13 protein-coding genes are annotated in these 14,861 nt (G+C 65.4%); 2 read left to right on the forward strand and 11 right to left on the reverse strand.

Going from position 1 to position 14,861, the window contains the following annotated elements; translation table 11 throughout:
* The 8 genes from Q1V87_RS00255 to Q1V87_RS00290 form a co-directional block, all read right to left on the reverse strand.
* Positions 1 to 315 (reverse strand): aminotransferase class I/II-fold pyridoxal phosphate-dependent enzyme (locus Q1V87_RS00255; RefSeq protein ID WP_300590351.1); only part of this gene is annotated, 315 nt, incomplete at its 3' end.
* Between the two features lie 34 nt (positions 316 to 349).
* Positions 350 to 1,327 (reverse strand): glycosyltransferase family 2 protein, encoded by a 978-nt coding sequence (locus Q1V87_RS00260; protein WP_300590352.1) that lies wholly within the window; start codon positions 1,325 to 1,327, stop codon positions 350 to 352.
* Positions 1,328 to 1,610: 283 nt separating this feature from the next.
* Entirely contained in the window at positions 1,611 to 2,522 is a 912-nt protein-coding gene (locus Q1V87_RS00265; RefSeq protein ID WP_300590353.1) for a glycosyltransferase family 2 protein, read from the reverse strand.
* Positions 2,519 to 3,700 (reverse strand): hypothetical protein, encoded by a 1,182-nt coding sequence (locus Q1V87_RS00270; protein ID WP_300590354.1) that lies wholly within the window; start codon positions 3,698 to 3,700, stop codon positions 2,519 to 2,521. The genes Q1V87_RS00265 and Q1V87_RS00270 overlap by 4 nt, the downstream gene beginning before the upstream one ends.
* Positions 3,701 to 3,777: 77 nt before the next feature.
* Complete coding sequence (locus tag Q1V87_RS00275) at positions 3,778 to 4,905, reverse strand: glycosyltransferase family 1 protein (protein ID WP_300590355.1); 1,128 nt, start codon at positions 4,903 to 4,905, stop codon at positions 3,778 to 3,780.
* A gap of 3 nt (positions 4,906 to 4,908) precedes the next feature.
* A complete protein-coding gene (locus Q1V87_RS00280; protein WP_300590356.1) occupies positions 4,909 to 6,114 on the reverse strand; it encodes a glycosyltransferase family 2 protein in 1,206 nt (401 codons plus the stop codon).
* Entirely contained in the window at positions 6,111 to 7,301 is a 1,191-nt protein-coding gene (locus Q1V87_RS00285; RefSeq protein WP_300590357.1) for a glycosyltransferase family 4 protein, read from the reverse strand. Before Q1V87_RS00285 ends, Q1V87_RS00280 begins: the two co-directional genes overlap by 4 nt.
* A 2-nt stretch (positions 7,302 to 7,303) precedes the next feature.
* Complete coding sequence (locus Q1V87_RS00290) at positions 7,304 to 9,217, reverse strand: DUF6541 family protein (RefSeq protein WP_300590358.1); 1,914 nt, start codon at positions 9,215 to 9,217, stop codon at positions 7,304 to 7,306.
* Between the two features lie 161 nt (positions 9,218 to 9,378).
* Here Q1V87_RS00290 and glf point away from each other — a divergent pair, with 161 nt between their 5' ends.
* Positions 9,379 to 10,515: a UDP-galactopyranose mutase gene (glf, locus tag Q1V87_RS00295; RefSeq protein WP_300590359.1), complete on the forward strand. Its 1,137-nt coding sequence runs from the start codon at positions 9,379 to 9,381 to the stop codon at positions 10,513 to 10,515.
* A gap of 37 nt (positions 10,516 to 10,552) precedes the next feature.
* Positions 10,553 to 11,740 (forward strand): L-2-hydroxyglutarate oxidase, encoded by a 1,188-nt coding sequence (gene lhgO / locus Q1V87_RS00300; protein ID WP_300590360.1) that lies wholly within the window; start codon positions 10,553 to 10,555, stop codon positions 11,738 to 11,740.
* Here the strand turns inward: lhgO and Q1V87_RS00305 are convergent.
* The 3 genes from Q1V87_RS00305 to Q1V87_RS00315 all read right to left on the reverse strand — a co-directional run.
* The gene (locus Q1V87_RS00305; RefSeq protein ID WP_300590361.1) at positions 11,737 to 12,714 is read right to left on the reverse strand and encodes a glycosyltransferase; all 978 of its coding nucleotides are present in this window, start codon (positions 12,712 to 12,714) and stop codon (positions 11,737 to 11,739) included. The genes lhgO and Q1V87_RS00305 overlap by 4 nt on opposite strands.
* Entirely contained in the window at positions 12,711 to 14,621 is a 1,911-nt protein-coding gene (locus tag Q1V87_RS00310) for a glycosyltransferase (protein ID WP_300590362.1), read from the reverse strand. Before Q1V87_RS00310 ends, Q1V87_RS00305 begins: the two co-directional genes overlap by 4 nt.
* A 15-nt stretch (positions 14,622 to 14,636) precedes the next feature.
* Positions 14,637 to 14,861 (reverse strand): hypothetical protein (locus Q1V87_RS00315; RefSeq protein WP_300590363.1); only part of this gene is annotated, 225 nt, incomplete at its 5' end.

A 14,861-nucleotide genomic window follows, 5' to 3' on the forward strand; every position in this document is an offset into this window, starting at 1 on the left:
CTCAATTAGGGCAGGGTCGATGGACCAGATGTCGGGGCGCACATCCACGAACACTGGAGTTGCGCCCGCCCACCGCACAGAGTGACCGGTCGCCGGGAATGTGTAGTCTCCGACGATTATCTCGTCCCCGGGACGGACGCCCAGCGCGAGCAACGAGAGATGGAGCGCGGCTCCGCAGTTGCTGGTCGCGAGTACATCGGGGACACCTGCGATCTCCGCGAAGTCCCGTTCCAACGCAAGACACGCTGGCCCCGCCCCTGACAGCCACCCTGACTCGAACACCCTCTTGACGGCTTCGAGTTCCTCGGCGCCCACCGTGGGTGCTCCCAAGGCAATGTTCCTGGACAAGTCATACCTCCAGAGTCGGGGAAGGGCTCGGTGACTGCGGGACCCCGTGCACCCGCCTCACGATGTATACGGGGCGGCGACGTGCGTCATCTCCTGTGCGCCACACGTACTCGCCAAGCACTCCGAGCCCAACGAGGATGGCCCCTCCGACTGCCAGCACCAATCCGCAGATCAGACATACGGCTGCGGTGAAGGGGGCGAAGAATGCGGTAACTACAGCTGCGAGCAACAAGAGGAGTCCTACGCCACACGCGATCAGCCCGCCCCACGCGATCCACTCGAGTGGCGCATGCGAGAACTCCACGAAGGAGTCGACCACGAGCTTCATCTTTCGCTTGGTCGTCCACTTGCTGACACCGTGTGGACGGGGGAGCTGTTCAAAGTAGATGCGTCGCTGATCGAACCCGACCCAGGCCGCCATCGCAAGAATGTTGCGGTTCAGCTCTGGCATTACGTTCAGTACATCAAGCACGGCCCGTGACACCAGGATCTGTGACGGTCCCTCTGAGGGATAGTTCGGAATGTCGGAGTGGCGCCCGTAGAGACGCGAGAAGACCTTCGCGAAGGATTCGTCCATCCCTTTGCGCGTCGCCCTGACGGAACGGAGCCCCCAGACGATATCCGCCCCCGACTGCCACGCGGCGATGAAGTCGCCGATTGCAGATAGCGGCTCCTGGCGGTCAGCGCTCAGAGTGAGAGCAGCATCTCCTACTGCGTGCGCGAAACCCGCGCTGATTCCCGCGTGCGACCCGAAGTTCCTCGCAAGCTCGACGATTCGCGCTCGACCAACGCCCGCGAGCCTTCGTGAGAGTTCAGCGGAAGTGCCGTCGGTTGATCCGTCGTCGACCACGATCAACTCAAAGCTGACATCCACGTACGTCGCCTGAATCTCGCGATAGAAGTCCGCGATGTCCTGTGCGGACTCGACCTCGTTGAACGCTGGGACGACGAGACTCAGTAATGGTGCCGACCGAGTCATGTGGTCCTTTCGTGGGGTGCGGCGCGTCGGCCACTGTGCGGCAGCCTCTACGCGACCCGCTAAGCCTAACAGCGTGAAATGCGACCTCGTGATCAGGGGACCGGCTGAAAGCTGGACTCGTTTCGCCGCCTAGATGGCGCAGAGTCGGGGCTCATGAACGTCACTGCGTCCACGGGCTTGGAGCAGATACACGCGCTCTACTGGCTGTCTGCGCACTCGCAGTCGCCACATGGCCAAGCGGATCGCGGTGGCGCTTGGTGCGGGCAGCCTGTGGAGCCGAGGATCAGCGCGAAACCGCCCGAGCATCACTGCGTCGACCGAAAGTTCGTCCCAGCAGACCCTCCAGTCTCCCCATGAATGCTGGGACTCCGTCGGTGAGGCCGTATTCTCCTCTGCGACGTATCCCGATGAGGAGGCCAGCCGCGACAAACCCCAGGCGCTGCCACATCGGAAACGGATGCGCGCGATACACGCGCCCTACACCGCGTCCGTACGCGCGGAGCTTCCACCGTTGCTCCGCGCGGCTCAAGCCCGACCGCTCCCCGACGCCTCCGACGTACGCCAGCGGGTCGGTCGCCCACACTATTCCGTTCGCGATGGCTGGATTCTGGTTCAGAACCCGAAGGATAAGGTCAGTGCCTTCTCCTGCCTGCCAGGGGGAGTCAGCCCCTGTCCCGATGGTCTCATCGAAGCCGCCGACAGTCTGGAGGAGCGACAAGCGGATCACCAGCCCCATTTCGATAACGCTCCACACGTTCCTGGTGTCCAAGGGCGTGCCCGGGTGGGGGAGAACAAAGCGAGGATCGCCCTCGACGAGCACGGGCACGGCGGCGAGGTCATGGACAGAGGCCGTTCGACGGATTGCGTCGACGGACCCCTCGGCGAACCATGACGTGTCATTCGGGAACATGACGAGCGGGTCCGGGGCGGAGCCCCGTCGGTCGCGCACGCCGGTGTTTCGTCCTCGCGAGAGGCCCCGTTCGGAGGTTGTGGAGGTGAGCGTTCCCGCTGTTCGTGATGCGTGGGAGCGCACGAGGTCGTGGACCGCGTCGAATTCGCCCTGCGCGACGATGACCAGTTCGTCCGACTCGCCGAGCTGTGGCACCACGGAATCCAGGAGCGTGGCCAGTGACGGCAACCGACCTAAAGTCGACACGACCAGGAGGAGCGGCGACGGGAGAGATGCCGCGGTCATGCAGGGGGCCGCCTTTCGCTGATGGCGGTGACCACGCGCCGTGTTTCTCGGATCATGAGCGCAGTAGTCACGGCTTCCGTGAGCGCGTATCCGATAGCGATGCCTGCGGTCTCGAATGGGATACCGAGAACCACCATCGCGGGCACACCCGCGGCGGTCCCGATCACGGTTGCGGTCATGACAAGACGAACTCGACCTTCAGGAAAAAGGACGTGGCGCGACATTGAGGTCCGTACCGAGTACAGCGCGAACGCTATGCCAAGTGGGGCTACGACACCGGCAGTAACCATCGAATCAAACCAGACCTCGCTCACGACGGGTGCGGCGGCGATGAATACCGCAGCACCAACGGCGCCGAGTCCGGCGTGAGCAAGCAGGGCGCGCTTGATTCGTTTGGAGCGCTCGTGGCCGGCCACCTCGGATGTCCAGCTCTGGAGCGAGTTGGCCAGCGTGAGAGGGATGAACTGCCCCAGCTTCATCAGTTTGTCGGCGGTGGCAAATCCTGCCGCAGGAGCCCCCGGATACATCACGGTTGCCAGCGGGGTCGGTACGGCGGCGTAGACCCCGAGCGCGGCATCCGTAACGGTGACGGGTGCACCGGATCGCACGAGTCGCGGTGCATCCCGCCATCGTGGCCACGGTGCGGGATAGCGAGGAAGGACGCGCGCCGTGTAGAGCGAGGTACCGAGCACGGTGACCGCGATTCCGCTCAGCGGATACACCTCGAGCGGTCCTCCGGCGCCGATCACGACTGCCGCTAGTATCGCCGCGAGCAGGCGGGGTATCGCGTCGTAGTAGGCGATGGCTCCGGGCCGCCCAAGGCCGATCGTGAACCACTGGTAGGAGATCGCGATGAGTGCGCCCTGGGCGCCCATGAGGATGGCAAGCAGCTCGTAACCAGGCGTGGCAATAAGCCAAATGACGAGTGCCATCACCGGCAGGACGAACGCGCTCGTGGCAGCCCGAACGACAAGCGCTTCGCGATAAAGCCGCCCTCGGACGGCGTCGCTTGGCGCTGACGCGATGAGTGCGGGTCCGATCGTCGTCCAGCCGTAGCCGACGAAGATCGCCGCGAAGGTTCCCACGACCTCTCCCGCGAGAGCGCTGGACCAGCCTGCGGAGTCGGCGTTGTGTGCGATGAATGGAAGGACCAGCAGGGGAGAGACTGCCGCGATCACGGGGATGAGCGTGAATCCCGCCAGCCTTCGCCAGAGTGGTGGCGGCGACGACGGGGAAGAATGCCGGATCCCGGCGCTCACGTCAATCGCCTATTGTCGATCGCGCTTCGGAGGACACCCGCGGTTGCCGCGGCACTCCTGTCCCATGTGAACTGCCCGACCCGCTGCGCCCTCTCGGGCCCGCCTCCAGCCGCTCCCGCCCCGCCGAGTGAGCGTTGAATCTCCGCGGCGAGAAGGTGCGGGTCGGTTGCGTCTACGTAGTCGACCGCGTCACCACCGACTTCACGCAGTACTGGAATGTCGTTCGCCACCACATCCAACGACCGCACGAGCGCGTCGAGGACGGGCAGCCCGAATCCCTCGGCGAGCGAGGGGCAGACGTACAACGTGGCCACCTGGAACAGTGCTTCCAGTTGCTCGGTTGTGACCCATCCGGGGAGGATCACATCGCCCTGCAGGCCGAGCGTCAGCACGTCCGCTGACAACGGATCGGGTGAGCCGCCGCCGGTGATCACCGTGAGGGGGCGATGCGGCGATGGAATGTGCGCGAGCGCCCTCAGCAACGCCGGAAAGTTCTTGTGCGGCATCCGGTTTCCCGCCGATAGGACGATGGGCCGCCCGGGCGGGATGTTCAGCGGTGCGAGGACATCCCACGGGTTTGCCACCGGCCGTGGGGGAGCAGCGCCGTTGTGTACGACGTGGATCCGCTCGCTCGCGATCCCCAGATGCTCACGGATGCTTGTGGCGGCGGCGTTGGAGACGGTGATGACGGCGTCCGCGGTCCGCGCTGATCGGGCCATGAGCCAGGCCGTTGCTGTGCGCTGCGCACGGTCTCGGAGGCTTCCCGGCACTTCGTCGTAGATCGCATCGTGGACAGTGACGACCCGCGGAACGCCGTGGCGGATCGGGCCGAAGTTCGCCGGAGCCCAGACGAGGTCCGCGGCGTTTCGGCGGGCGAGTGTATTCGTTGCGAGCACAGCTCCCGCTGCCCAGCTGGCGGGATCAGCCCCGACCCAGTTCACCCGATGGATGCGACCGGGGAAGAACTCTGCAACGCGCTCGGCGCCGCTACGCCCGGTGATCGCGGCGAACTGCACGTCTGGCATTGCCGCGGCAACGCGGGGCAAAAGCTCGCGCGCGTAGGTTTCGGTTCCGCCCCGGGCTCCGGTGAATCCGAGAAGGTCGACGAGAATCCGCTGGGACAATGGTCAACTCTCGATGACTGCGTCATCCGGCATGCTGCGACGCGGTGTCGTGAGGACGCCGGAGAAGAAGCTCATGAGGATCGTCTGGAAACCGAGCATGATCCCCAACGCCGAGGGGATCGCGACCCTGACGACGTCTGTCGCCGCGAGGGGGCCGAATCCAAGACTGCTCCACCAGATGACCTGACCGATGCCGATCGCGATGCCGATGAGGAAGAGGAGCAGACCGAGGAGCAGTCCGCGTTCGGCGCTCCAGTTCGCGACGACTCGGCGGTAGCGCTCGCTCCCAGGCAGGAAGCCTCCTTCGGTCGCGAACAATTTCGTGAGCCAGAAGAACAGTAGGGACTGGTATCCGATGACGCACAGCGCGCTGGCGTAGACCATGGTCGTGACGTCGAACCCGATCGAGCCAATCTGGACGCCGCCAAAAGACAGGATGCCGACGGCAAGCCCTCCGAGGATGAACGCGACGAGCCCTGGGTAGACGAACAGCCACCGCGGCGCGAAGATCAGCAGGAACCGCAGGTGACGCCATCCGTCGTGCCAGCTCCGTAGATGGGGCGGGCGCGAGCGGCCGTCTTTCTTCAACGTCGTTGGCACTTCTTCGATGCGGTACTTGGGACGCGCGAGGGTTGACTTGACGACCATCTCCGAGGCGAACTCCATGCCGGTCGTCTGCAGGTCGAGGTCACGGATGCGGTCGCGGTTGAACCCGCGCAGCCCGCAGTGGAAGTCCCCGATGTTCGGGCGGAAGAACAGCTGCCCGATCCCCGAGAGCACGGGGTTCCCCAGGTACTTGTGCAGCGGCGGCATGGCTCCGGGCGCGATACCGCCTCTGAACCGGTTGCCCATCACGAGGTCGGCGCCGTCGCGGAGCCGGTCGACGAACGGCTGCAGGTTCTCGAAGTCGTAGCTGTCGTCGGCGTCCCCCATGATGATGTAGCGGCCGTGTGCGTTCTCGATGCCGTTGATCAGGGCAGCACCGTAACCGCGCCGCGGGGCGTGGGAGACGCGCGCACCGAGTCGCTGCGCGATCTCTTGAGAACCGTCGGTGCTGCCGTTGTCAGAGATGAGTACCTCGCCGGCGATGCCAGAGCGCTCCAGGAATCCCTGCGCCTTGCGGATGCAGACCTCAAGCGTCTCGGCCTCGTTGAGGCATGGCATGAGGATCGTCAGCTCGAGATCGGTTGCGTCGTTTGTCGCGGTCACGAGAGAGGTCCTTCGTTCGGGGGGACCGGGCCAGCGAGGCGGTCGATCTCTTTCACGATGGCGTCCACCGTCCGAGAGATCGTGCGAGTCCGCACCGCGTCCAGGTACCACTGATAGGTCGAGTCTCGCAGGCGATCGCCGGCGCGTACGCACGCCACGATCGCTGCGGCAAGATCGTCTGCGGCAACAGATGCGGCCACGTGGCCGTTGACACCGTCGTCCACGAGCTCGGTCGCTGCGTTACCCTCGCCAGCGACGAGCACGACAGGTGTGCCATGCGCGGCCGCTTCCACGACGACCAGACCGAAGCCTTCGCGGCGGGAGGGGTTCACCAGACACGCCGCCCCAGCCATGAGCTCGTCGAGCTCGCCCTCCTCGACGAAGCCGGGCATCCGTGTCCAGGCGTCTCCGCCGACGCGGGCGACCTCAGACCGGATCTGTTCAGTGGTGGCACCCTGCCCCAGGATCACGAGCTCGAGGTCGGGGATCTCTGCCCGCGCGGCGGTGACCGCGGCGGGGAGGGACTCGACGCGTTTGTCGCCGATGTGGCGGCCCGCATACAGAACGAACGGTGGCTGCGCTGCAGGTCTTGGCGGCCCGGTGGTGACGCTGCCATCGATCAGGCCGGGGCTCAGGAGCAGTGTGCCGCGGAAGCCCTCCGTCCGCAGGCGGTCGGCGCTTAATCGGGAGTGACAGGTAGCCACGGGCGTCATCGCGATCGCGATCCGCTGAAGCAGCCACGCAACCGTACCCATCACCGAACCCGCGTAGGCGACCCAGTGCGCGCGCCGCCAGACCTCGAGGTAGTCCACGATCAGCGGAGTCCGTGCGCCGATTAGTGCGAGGCGCGCCGCGAAGACATTGAGGACCGGCAGGCCGCTAACGATGACTGCTCGCGTGCTGCGCCGCCGCCGGCTCAGTGCGCCGAACACGCCTGCGGCAAACCGGAGTGCGGCGGCGCCGCGCCGCACGCCTGCATCGTCGTAGAGTCGCAGGCGGCCGGTGATTGCGTCGATCCGATAGGGCGCTGTGGGCGCCGCGCCCGTCCACTGCTGGGCAGTGAGGTACTCCACGTCTTCGCCTCGTGCTACCAGGTCTCGGGCGAAGGCGTCGTACTGGCGCTCGCCGCCTCCCTTGGTGAGGGGGTATACACAATCGAAGACGATCGCAATGCTGCGTCCGGCCATACTCAACAGCCCACGACCTGGAATAGTCGCGCATCGCCTTGCGAGTCGATGAGTTTGAGATGCTCGCCCGAGTCCACGTTCTGGATGCCCGCTCGCTCAGTAGCTGCGTCGTCGCGGTTGAAGACGTTCTGTGTGCCGAAATCGAGCACATGGGATACCCCGAGCCTGCGCACTGCGTCGCACACCCGGGGATCCGAATCGATGTTCCGCAGATGCTCGTCCAGGTAGATCTCGTCCTCGTTGCGGGACCCGAACACGTGGAGCTCGACGACGTCCCGTCCGGCGAGCGCGTATGCCAGGGACGTGCCTGTCCAGGGGCTCCCCGCGATGAAGGCATCTGGGGGCGTCTCGTCGCCCAGGCGGTCGATAAGGGCCGCCTCATCGGCGGTGAGCAGCGCGGCGGACGCGTCAAGGCGATACGCCACCTGCGCCTGAGCGATTGCACCGGACACGTTCGGGCCGGCGGCGACGCTGAACAGCAGCGCCGCCGCCGCAACAGTCGCCGCTGCACGCAGCTGCGTACCTGGGCGCAGCATCCGTGCCGATCCGTCCGCCAGGAAGACGACGCCGAAGACGGCCACGGGGATCCCCGCAACCGGGAGTAGTGCGGCGAGGCGGAAGGAGTCGTTATACCAGGGGTTGGTGACCATCTCACGCAGCAAGAACTCAACGGGAGTTCCCGAGACGAGGACGAACATGAATGCTGCGACGGCGAAGGGCAGAGCGAAGAGACCCTGCCGGGGTCGACGGGCAATCGCCACGAGACCGGCGATCAGCAGGAACGCCGTCACCAGCGTCACGGGATAGGAGCGCGGGCTGATGAGCACGGCCTCACCAAAAGCCTGCGCGGTCGATTGCCACGCCCCCCAGCGCGACATGTCCCAACCGGTGCGGGAAAAACGCCACAGGCCCGCGCCCACGAGCAGGATCAGCGCGGCGGCCGAGGAGTGCGTGATCCACACGCTTCGGGACGAGCGCTCGATCGCCCGCGTGAGCAGGAACACCAGAACGACGGCTGCGCCCATGGCATACAACGCGAGGAACGCGTTGGGATGCGCGAGGCCGATGCCGGCGAGTAGCACCAGCAGCAAGCACGTGGAGCGCAGTGCGTCTGCCCATCCGACCGGGCGTAGCAGCATCCACACGGCCGCAAGGCCTGCGGGCAGCACGGCGTACGCCGTCGCGTTGGGGTAAAGGACACCGAAATCAAACAGCAGAATGGGGAACGCGCCGAACCCGGTCGATAGCGCGGCAGCCGCGATGCCGACCGCCATCCTGCTGCCGAGCGTCGTGAGCGAGAGCGCCACGACTGAAGCCGGCCATGCGACAGCACCGAGAGCGATGTTCGCGGCGTTCACTGCGACGGGCACGCTGGCCCCCGAGATCAGTCCAGACAGTGAGACCAGAGCATGCCACGCGTTGGGGTAGAAGGCGATGTCGCTCGTGGCGCCGATGTGGAAGGCCGAGGCGTTCGCGGTGTCCATCGTGTAGCGGATCGTGTTGAGGTGCACGATCGCGTCGAAGGTCTGCGAGATGTTCTCGGGGCGACCGAATACGGTCATGAGCTGGATGATGATCGCCGCGCTTGCCACGATGAACGCTGCGGCTGTCGTGAGCGTGACCCTCAGGGGCGGGGCGGTCGGCGACTCCTTGACCCAGAGCAGCCGGATCGCGGCGGCGATGGCGGCGATCAGGACGGTGACGATCGCGATGGGGATTGGGCCCCAGCTCAGCCCGACCGCCCCGGCGAGGACGGAGGCGACCGCCAGGACGGCCAGTGACAGCGCCGGTGCGAAGAACCAGAGGGCGAGACGGCGCACCCCCCAGCCGGCGACGATGATCACCGTGCCCGGGAGAACCAGGGCGAGGGTAGCCACTGCGAACGGCGCGATCGCAGCCGACCAGCTCTCGATCATGTGCGTGATCGCCCCTTCACTCGGTCAACGCATCATGGTAGTAGATGCGCTCGCTCGAACCCTGCGAAGGCGCTGGCGGTGACCGTGCGCGGGTAAACTGCCGTGGTTCCCTTCTCGCCAGAGTCGTCTTCCCGACTCTCAGATCGAAAGCCTGATCCACCATGGACCTTCTCGTTGTCGGCTCGGGCTTTTTCGGCCTCACAATCGCGGAGCGGGCCGCGAGCGCCGGCCGTCGCGTGACGGTGATCGATCGCCGTTCCCACATCGGCGGTAACGCGTTCAGCGAGGCTGAGCCCGCTACAGGCATCGAGGTGCACCGGTACGGGGCGCACCTGTTCCACACCTCGAACGCGACGGTCTGGGAGTACGTCAACCGATTCACGGCCTTCACGCCGTATGTGCATCGGGTCTACACGAACCACGGAGGTGTCGTCTACCCTCTGCCGATCAACCTCGGCACGATCAACCAGTTCTTCCACGCCGCGTACTCGCCAGCGCAGGCGCGCGCGCTGATCACTGAACAGGCGGGGGAGTTCGACCCCAAGACCGCTCGGAATCTCGAGGAGCGTGCGATCGGCTTGATCGGCCGCCCGCTGTACGAGGCGTTCATCCGGGACTACACGGCTAAGCAGTGGCAGACCGATCCGACTGAACTGCCTGCCGAAGTCATCAGTCGCCTGCCGGTGAGGTACACCTACGATAACCGGTACTTCAACGACACCTGGGAGGGTCTGCCCGTCGACGGGTACACCGCATGGCTGGAGCGGATGGCCGATCACCCGAACATCACCGTGAAGCTCGATACTGATTTCTTCGATCCGTCGCAGCCGCTCCACAAGGCTGCCACTGTCGGGCAGGTCCCGATCGTCTACACCGGTCCGATCGACCGGTACTTCGACTATGCAGCGGGGGAGCTGTCGTGGCGCACGCTGGACTTCGAGGAAGAGGTCCTCGAAGTCCAGGATTTCCAGGGCACCCCGGTCATGAACTATGCCGACGCGGACGTCCCGTACACCCGCATCCATGAGTTCAAGCACTTCCACCCCGAGCGGGCAGACCGCTACCCGACCGACCGAACGGTCATCATGCGGGAGTTCTCCCGCTTCGCGACTCGCGACGACGAGCCCTACTACCCCGTCAACACCTCCGAGGACCGCGCGGGTCTGCTGGCCTACCGGGACCTGCAGAAGGGGGAGAAAGACGTCCACTTCGGCGGGCGACTGGGCACGTACCAGTACCTGGACATGCATATGGCCATCGGCTCCGCCCTCACGATGTGGAGCCGGGAGTTCGCATAGTGATACCTGATCGCAGAGGGCGTTTGGTGGAGGTCAGATGAGCGGTTCAGCTGTCGTCGGCGGTGGGATTGTCGGACTCGCGATCGCTCGGCTTCTCGCGTCCAGGGGTGAGCGTGTCGAGGTATTCGAAAAGGAGTCGCGGGTAGCCGCGCACCAAACCAGCCACAATTCCGGCGTCGTCCACGCGGGCCTGTACTACGCTCCCGGCTCGCTAAAGGCAGAGCTTTGCGCGTCGGGCCGGCGCTCGATGCGCGAATACTGTGAGCAGAAGGCCTTGCCCTACCGAGAGCTCGGCAAGCTGGTTGTCGCGGTCGATGACACTGAGCTGGCGGCGCTAGGTGAGATCGAGCGTCGGGCAACGCTGAATGGCGTACCCGGCTTGAGGCGAATCAACGACCCGGCGGCGATCCGGGAGATCGAGCCCCACGCTGCTGGCGTTGCGGCGGTCCACTCGCCTCACACTGCCGCGGTTGACTACGCGGCGGTGGCCGAGGCGATGGCGCAGGACGTTCGCGATTCCGGCGGGTCGATCCGTCTCAGCACTCCTGTCACGGGGTTACGACGCGAGGCAGGAGGCGTGCATGTCTCGACGCCATCCAGTGATTCGCGGTTCGATCGCGTCGTCGTGTGTGCGGGGCTCCAATCGGATCTGATCGCAAAGATGATCGGTGCTGACCCCTCGCCGCGAATACTCCCGTTCCGAGGTGAGTACTGGGAACTGGCCCCCGAGAGAGGTCACCTCGTGCGCGGCATGCTCTACCCGGTGCCCGACCCGCGCTTCCCTTTTCTCGGTGTCCACTTCACTCGCGGGGTCTATGACAGCGTGCACGTGGGTCCGAACGCGGTTCCGGCGCTCGCGCGTGAAGGCTATCGATGGCGCAACCTGTCGATCCGCGACACCTGGGGTTCTCTGGTGTGGCCAGGGGCGGCGCCGCTAGCCAAGAAGCACTGGAGAATGGGCCTCGATGAGATCTCAGCGTCGCTCTTCAAGCCCCTCTATTTCCGAAAAGCGAGAAGGTTCATTCCTGAGTTGCGTCAGTCCGACCTGACCACAAAGATCGGTGCAGGCGTGCGTGCTCAGGCGTGGGGCCGTGGTGGAGAGCTCCTGGACGACTTTGCTGTCGACCAGGTTGGTGCAGTTACCGTATTGCGCAATGCTCCATCTCCGGCGGCAACGAGTTCCATCGCGATCGCCGACTACGTGGTGCGAAACTACTTGCGCTAGTTCGGGGTCGGTTCCTCCACCAGTGCGGGCATCGGCATCCACTCTCGGTCCCGGGCGATGGCACGGCCGTCCCGCAGTCCGCGGAAGAGATGGCTGGTGCCACGCATGGTGCGCTCGACGACGACCAGCCGGATGATCTCCTTGGCGAAAGTGAGCGCCGTGCCGACGGCGAACGGAAGGGGGCGGTAGAAACCCACCGACCGGTAGTACTGCTTGATGAGGGCGCGGTTGCGCATGATGTAGTACCGGTAGGCGTCGCTCGAGGCGTTCATGTGGCGCACGCCCATATCCCACTGCTTGATCTCGCGGGTGCGCCGCAGCACGAATTCGTTCACGATGACGGATGTCGTGATTCGAGATGCCAGCCATCCGTAGACCTGGTCATCCCAGTAGATGAAGAACCGCGGATCGGGCAGGCCGATGCGGGCGACGATGTCACGATGGATGAACATCCCCTCGAAGCACCCGGAGTTCATCTCCTTGAAGCCCGAGTGGTCGAACTCCGCCGGGGCGAAGGGGATCGGGATGCCCATGCGGGCCGCGATGCGGTACTGCCAGTAGAACTCGCTGCCGTCGAAGTCGTAGCGGCGACCCTGGATGGAGCGGAAGCGCCCCGACCAGCGGCCCATCTTCGCGAGGCCGTCGGGAATCACCTCGACGTCGTCGTCCATGAGCCAGATCCACTCGGATCCGAGCTCATACGCCGTCTGCATTCCGGCGCTGAATCCTCCGGAGCCGCCCGTGTTGGTCTCGAGGCGACGGTAGACCAGTTCCGTACCGAGGAGGTCGCGGAAGGACTCCACGACCTCGGTGGTGTCATCCGAGGAGGCGTTGTCGATGACGACGACGTGCCCCGGCTTCGGTTCCATCTCGCTGATGCTGGTCAGGAGGCGCGCCAGCAACCCGGAGCGATTGAAAGTGACCGCGACGATGGTTGCCGTCGCGGGATCGAACCCTTCAGCTGTCGCGGTCATCGCTCCGCCTCGAAGACCGCCCGCCACGCGTCGGGCGACGTGAGCTGGGGAAGGTCGCGACGATACTGCTCGGCCAGCTTTGGCCAGCGTCTACGGAGCTGCCGGTGCAGGGCGACCGAATCGCGCAGCTTGCGTCGGAACTGCCTGCGGTCGCGAGTGTAGATGTTCTTGCCCCGGCCATCGGCGGAACTCACGAGTGCACTGTCGTAGACCGGAAGGCGCCACCAGTGCGCGTCGAGCTTGCCGAACTCCACCTCGGGCTGCATGAGGTTGGCGGGATCTGGGCGGTGGATCCAGTGCGAGAGGAGGGTTCGCAGCGTGAACCACCGCAGCCGCATGCCGGTGGGATTGTCGTACTCATGGCGACGCGACTGTTTGAACACGACGCGACCCTTGCGAGCGCGCAGTGTGGTGCTGTCATCGCGATGCACGACGGTCTCGGGGAACTGGGATGCGAGAGCTCTGGCTGCAGGCATCGCGGTCGCGAGGTTCTGCCACATGTGCTGGGGGCCGCTGAGGATGTCGCGGAGCGCCCGATGGCGAAGCGTGACCGGGTAGTACTGCATCATCATCAGATGCTTGAGGTCCATCCGCCTGCTGTGCCGAAGGAGTGTGCCACCCTCCGGTACCCGCGAGTGCAGGAGTCCCGCAACGATCCGGTTGCGGGCATGGAAGTAGGCCTGCCAGTCGATCGTGTCGTCCTTGCCGACCCACGACACGTGCCACAGGGCGATGCCCGGTACGGAAACGGTCGGGAACCCCGCTTCGCCCGCCCGGAGGCAGTACTCGGCGTCGTCCCACTTGATGAAGGCAGGAACAGCGAGGCCGACCGCACGGACCGTTTCCATCGGGATGAGGCACATCCACCAGCCGTTGTAGTCCGAATCCAGCCGCTGGTGCAGGATCTTCGTCTGCCGCAGGTTGCTCGCGCTGAAGTCGTGCGGGAACTCCTCCTGATAGAGCGTGCGCCACATGAACGGCACCTCATCCACGACCTCGGCCCACGCGTGCAGTTTGGGTCGATCGAGCAGATCGAACATGTGCGCGCCGACGATCGTGGGCCGAGTCGCATACTGCCCGAACACGATCGAGCGACGCAGGGATTCCGGCTCGATCAGGACGTCGTCATCCAGGAGCTGCACGAAGTCGCTGTCGGGGCGATCCAGGGTCTCGAGCATCGCGCGAGAGAAGCCCCCCGACCCGCCGAGGTTGGGCTGCCGGATGATCTGCAGCGTCTCGCCGAGCCGTTCGCTCAGCTCAGGATGCTCGGGGCGGTCGGCGACGAGCTCGGTGCCCTGGTCGATGACGAAGATCCGGTCGATGAGTTCCAGGACATCAGGGCTGTCGGCGAGGCTCGCGAGCGTCTGCACGCAGTAGTCCGGCTTGTTGAAGGTCGTGATGCCGAGGCTCGCCTTGCCGGTTCGCACCGGTTCTTCCTCGGTCGTCCACTCGGCGCCCTCGAACACCGCGGCGCTTTCGTCGGCCACGATGTCGAACCAGATCCAGCCGCCGTCGCTGTAGCGATCGAGCGCGAGATCGAAATGCGTCTCGGCGTTGCCCGATACCTCGCGGGTGTCCAGTCGCTGACGCACGCCGTTGCCGTTGGAACGGTAGACCAGGACCGTCGCAGGGCCGCTGGTGCGCACCGTGAGTCGGATCTGTCGCACGACCGTCCAGTGCTGCCAGTAGGACGCGGGGAACGCGTTGAAGTAGGTGCCCAGTGACACGCGCCGTCCAGCGACGATGCGGGCCCGCCGACGGTCGAGGATGTTGCCGAGGTGGGCTCGGCTTGACACGCGCACGGGCTGCTCGTCGATGACCGACCAGATCTCGGGGTCGGCGTACAGCGGAAGCAGGTCGGGGTCGCGCTCGAGGGGGAACACGACGTTCTGGAGGACGTGGATCACGAAGGAAGTCTCCGGTCAGACGAGAGGTGGCTGATCGAGGCCGAGACCGTAGCCTACCTTCCCTCCCTTCGCAGTATCCGAGTGGCGCGCTGCGTAGCGAGGCTGCAGCTTGGCCAGGAACAGCACGGTCAGCATCCAGCCCCACAGCAGGAGCGGGCTGGACTCGGTGATCCCCTGGATGACGACGATGACGCCGACGGCGACGGGGAGGAGCGACACGGTGGCGGTGACCCGGTCGTC

Origin of the sequence: Microbacterium sp. (assembly GCF_030149085.1) — a bacterium.
Classification (GTDB): domain Bacteria; phylum Actinomycetota; class Actinomycetes; order Actinomycetales; family Microbacteriaceae; genus Microbacterium.

Coding starts and splice junctions, on each gene's coding strand:
- Q1V87_RS00260 (WP_300590352.1), bottom strand. CDS start 1,327: ATGACTCGGTCGGCACCATTACTGAGTCTCGTCGTCCCAGCGTTCAAC.
- Q1V87_RS00265 (WP_300590353.1), bottom strand. CDS start 2,522: ATGACCGCGGCATCTCTCCCGTCGCCGCTCCTCCTGGTCGTGTCGACT.
- Q1V87_RS00285 (WP_300590357.1), bottom strand. CDS start 7,301: ATGGCCGGACGCAGCATTGCGATCGTCTTCGATTGTGTATACCCCCTC.
- Q1V87_RS00290 (WP_300590358.1), bottom strand. CDS start 9,217: ATGATCGAGAGCTGGTCGGCTGCGATCGCGCCGTTCGCAGTGGCTACC.
- glf (WP_300590359.1), top strand. CDS start 9,379: ATGGACCTTCTCGTTGTCGGCTCGGGCTTTTTCGGCCTCACAATCGCG.
- lhgO (WP_300590360.1), top strand. CDS start 10,553: ATGAGCGGTTCAGCTGTCGTCGGCGGTGGGATTGTCGGACTCGCGATC.
- Q1V87_RS00305 (WP_300590361.1), bottom strand. CDS start 12,714: ATGACCGCGACAGCTGAAGGGTTCGATCCCGCGACGGCAACCATCGTC.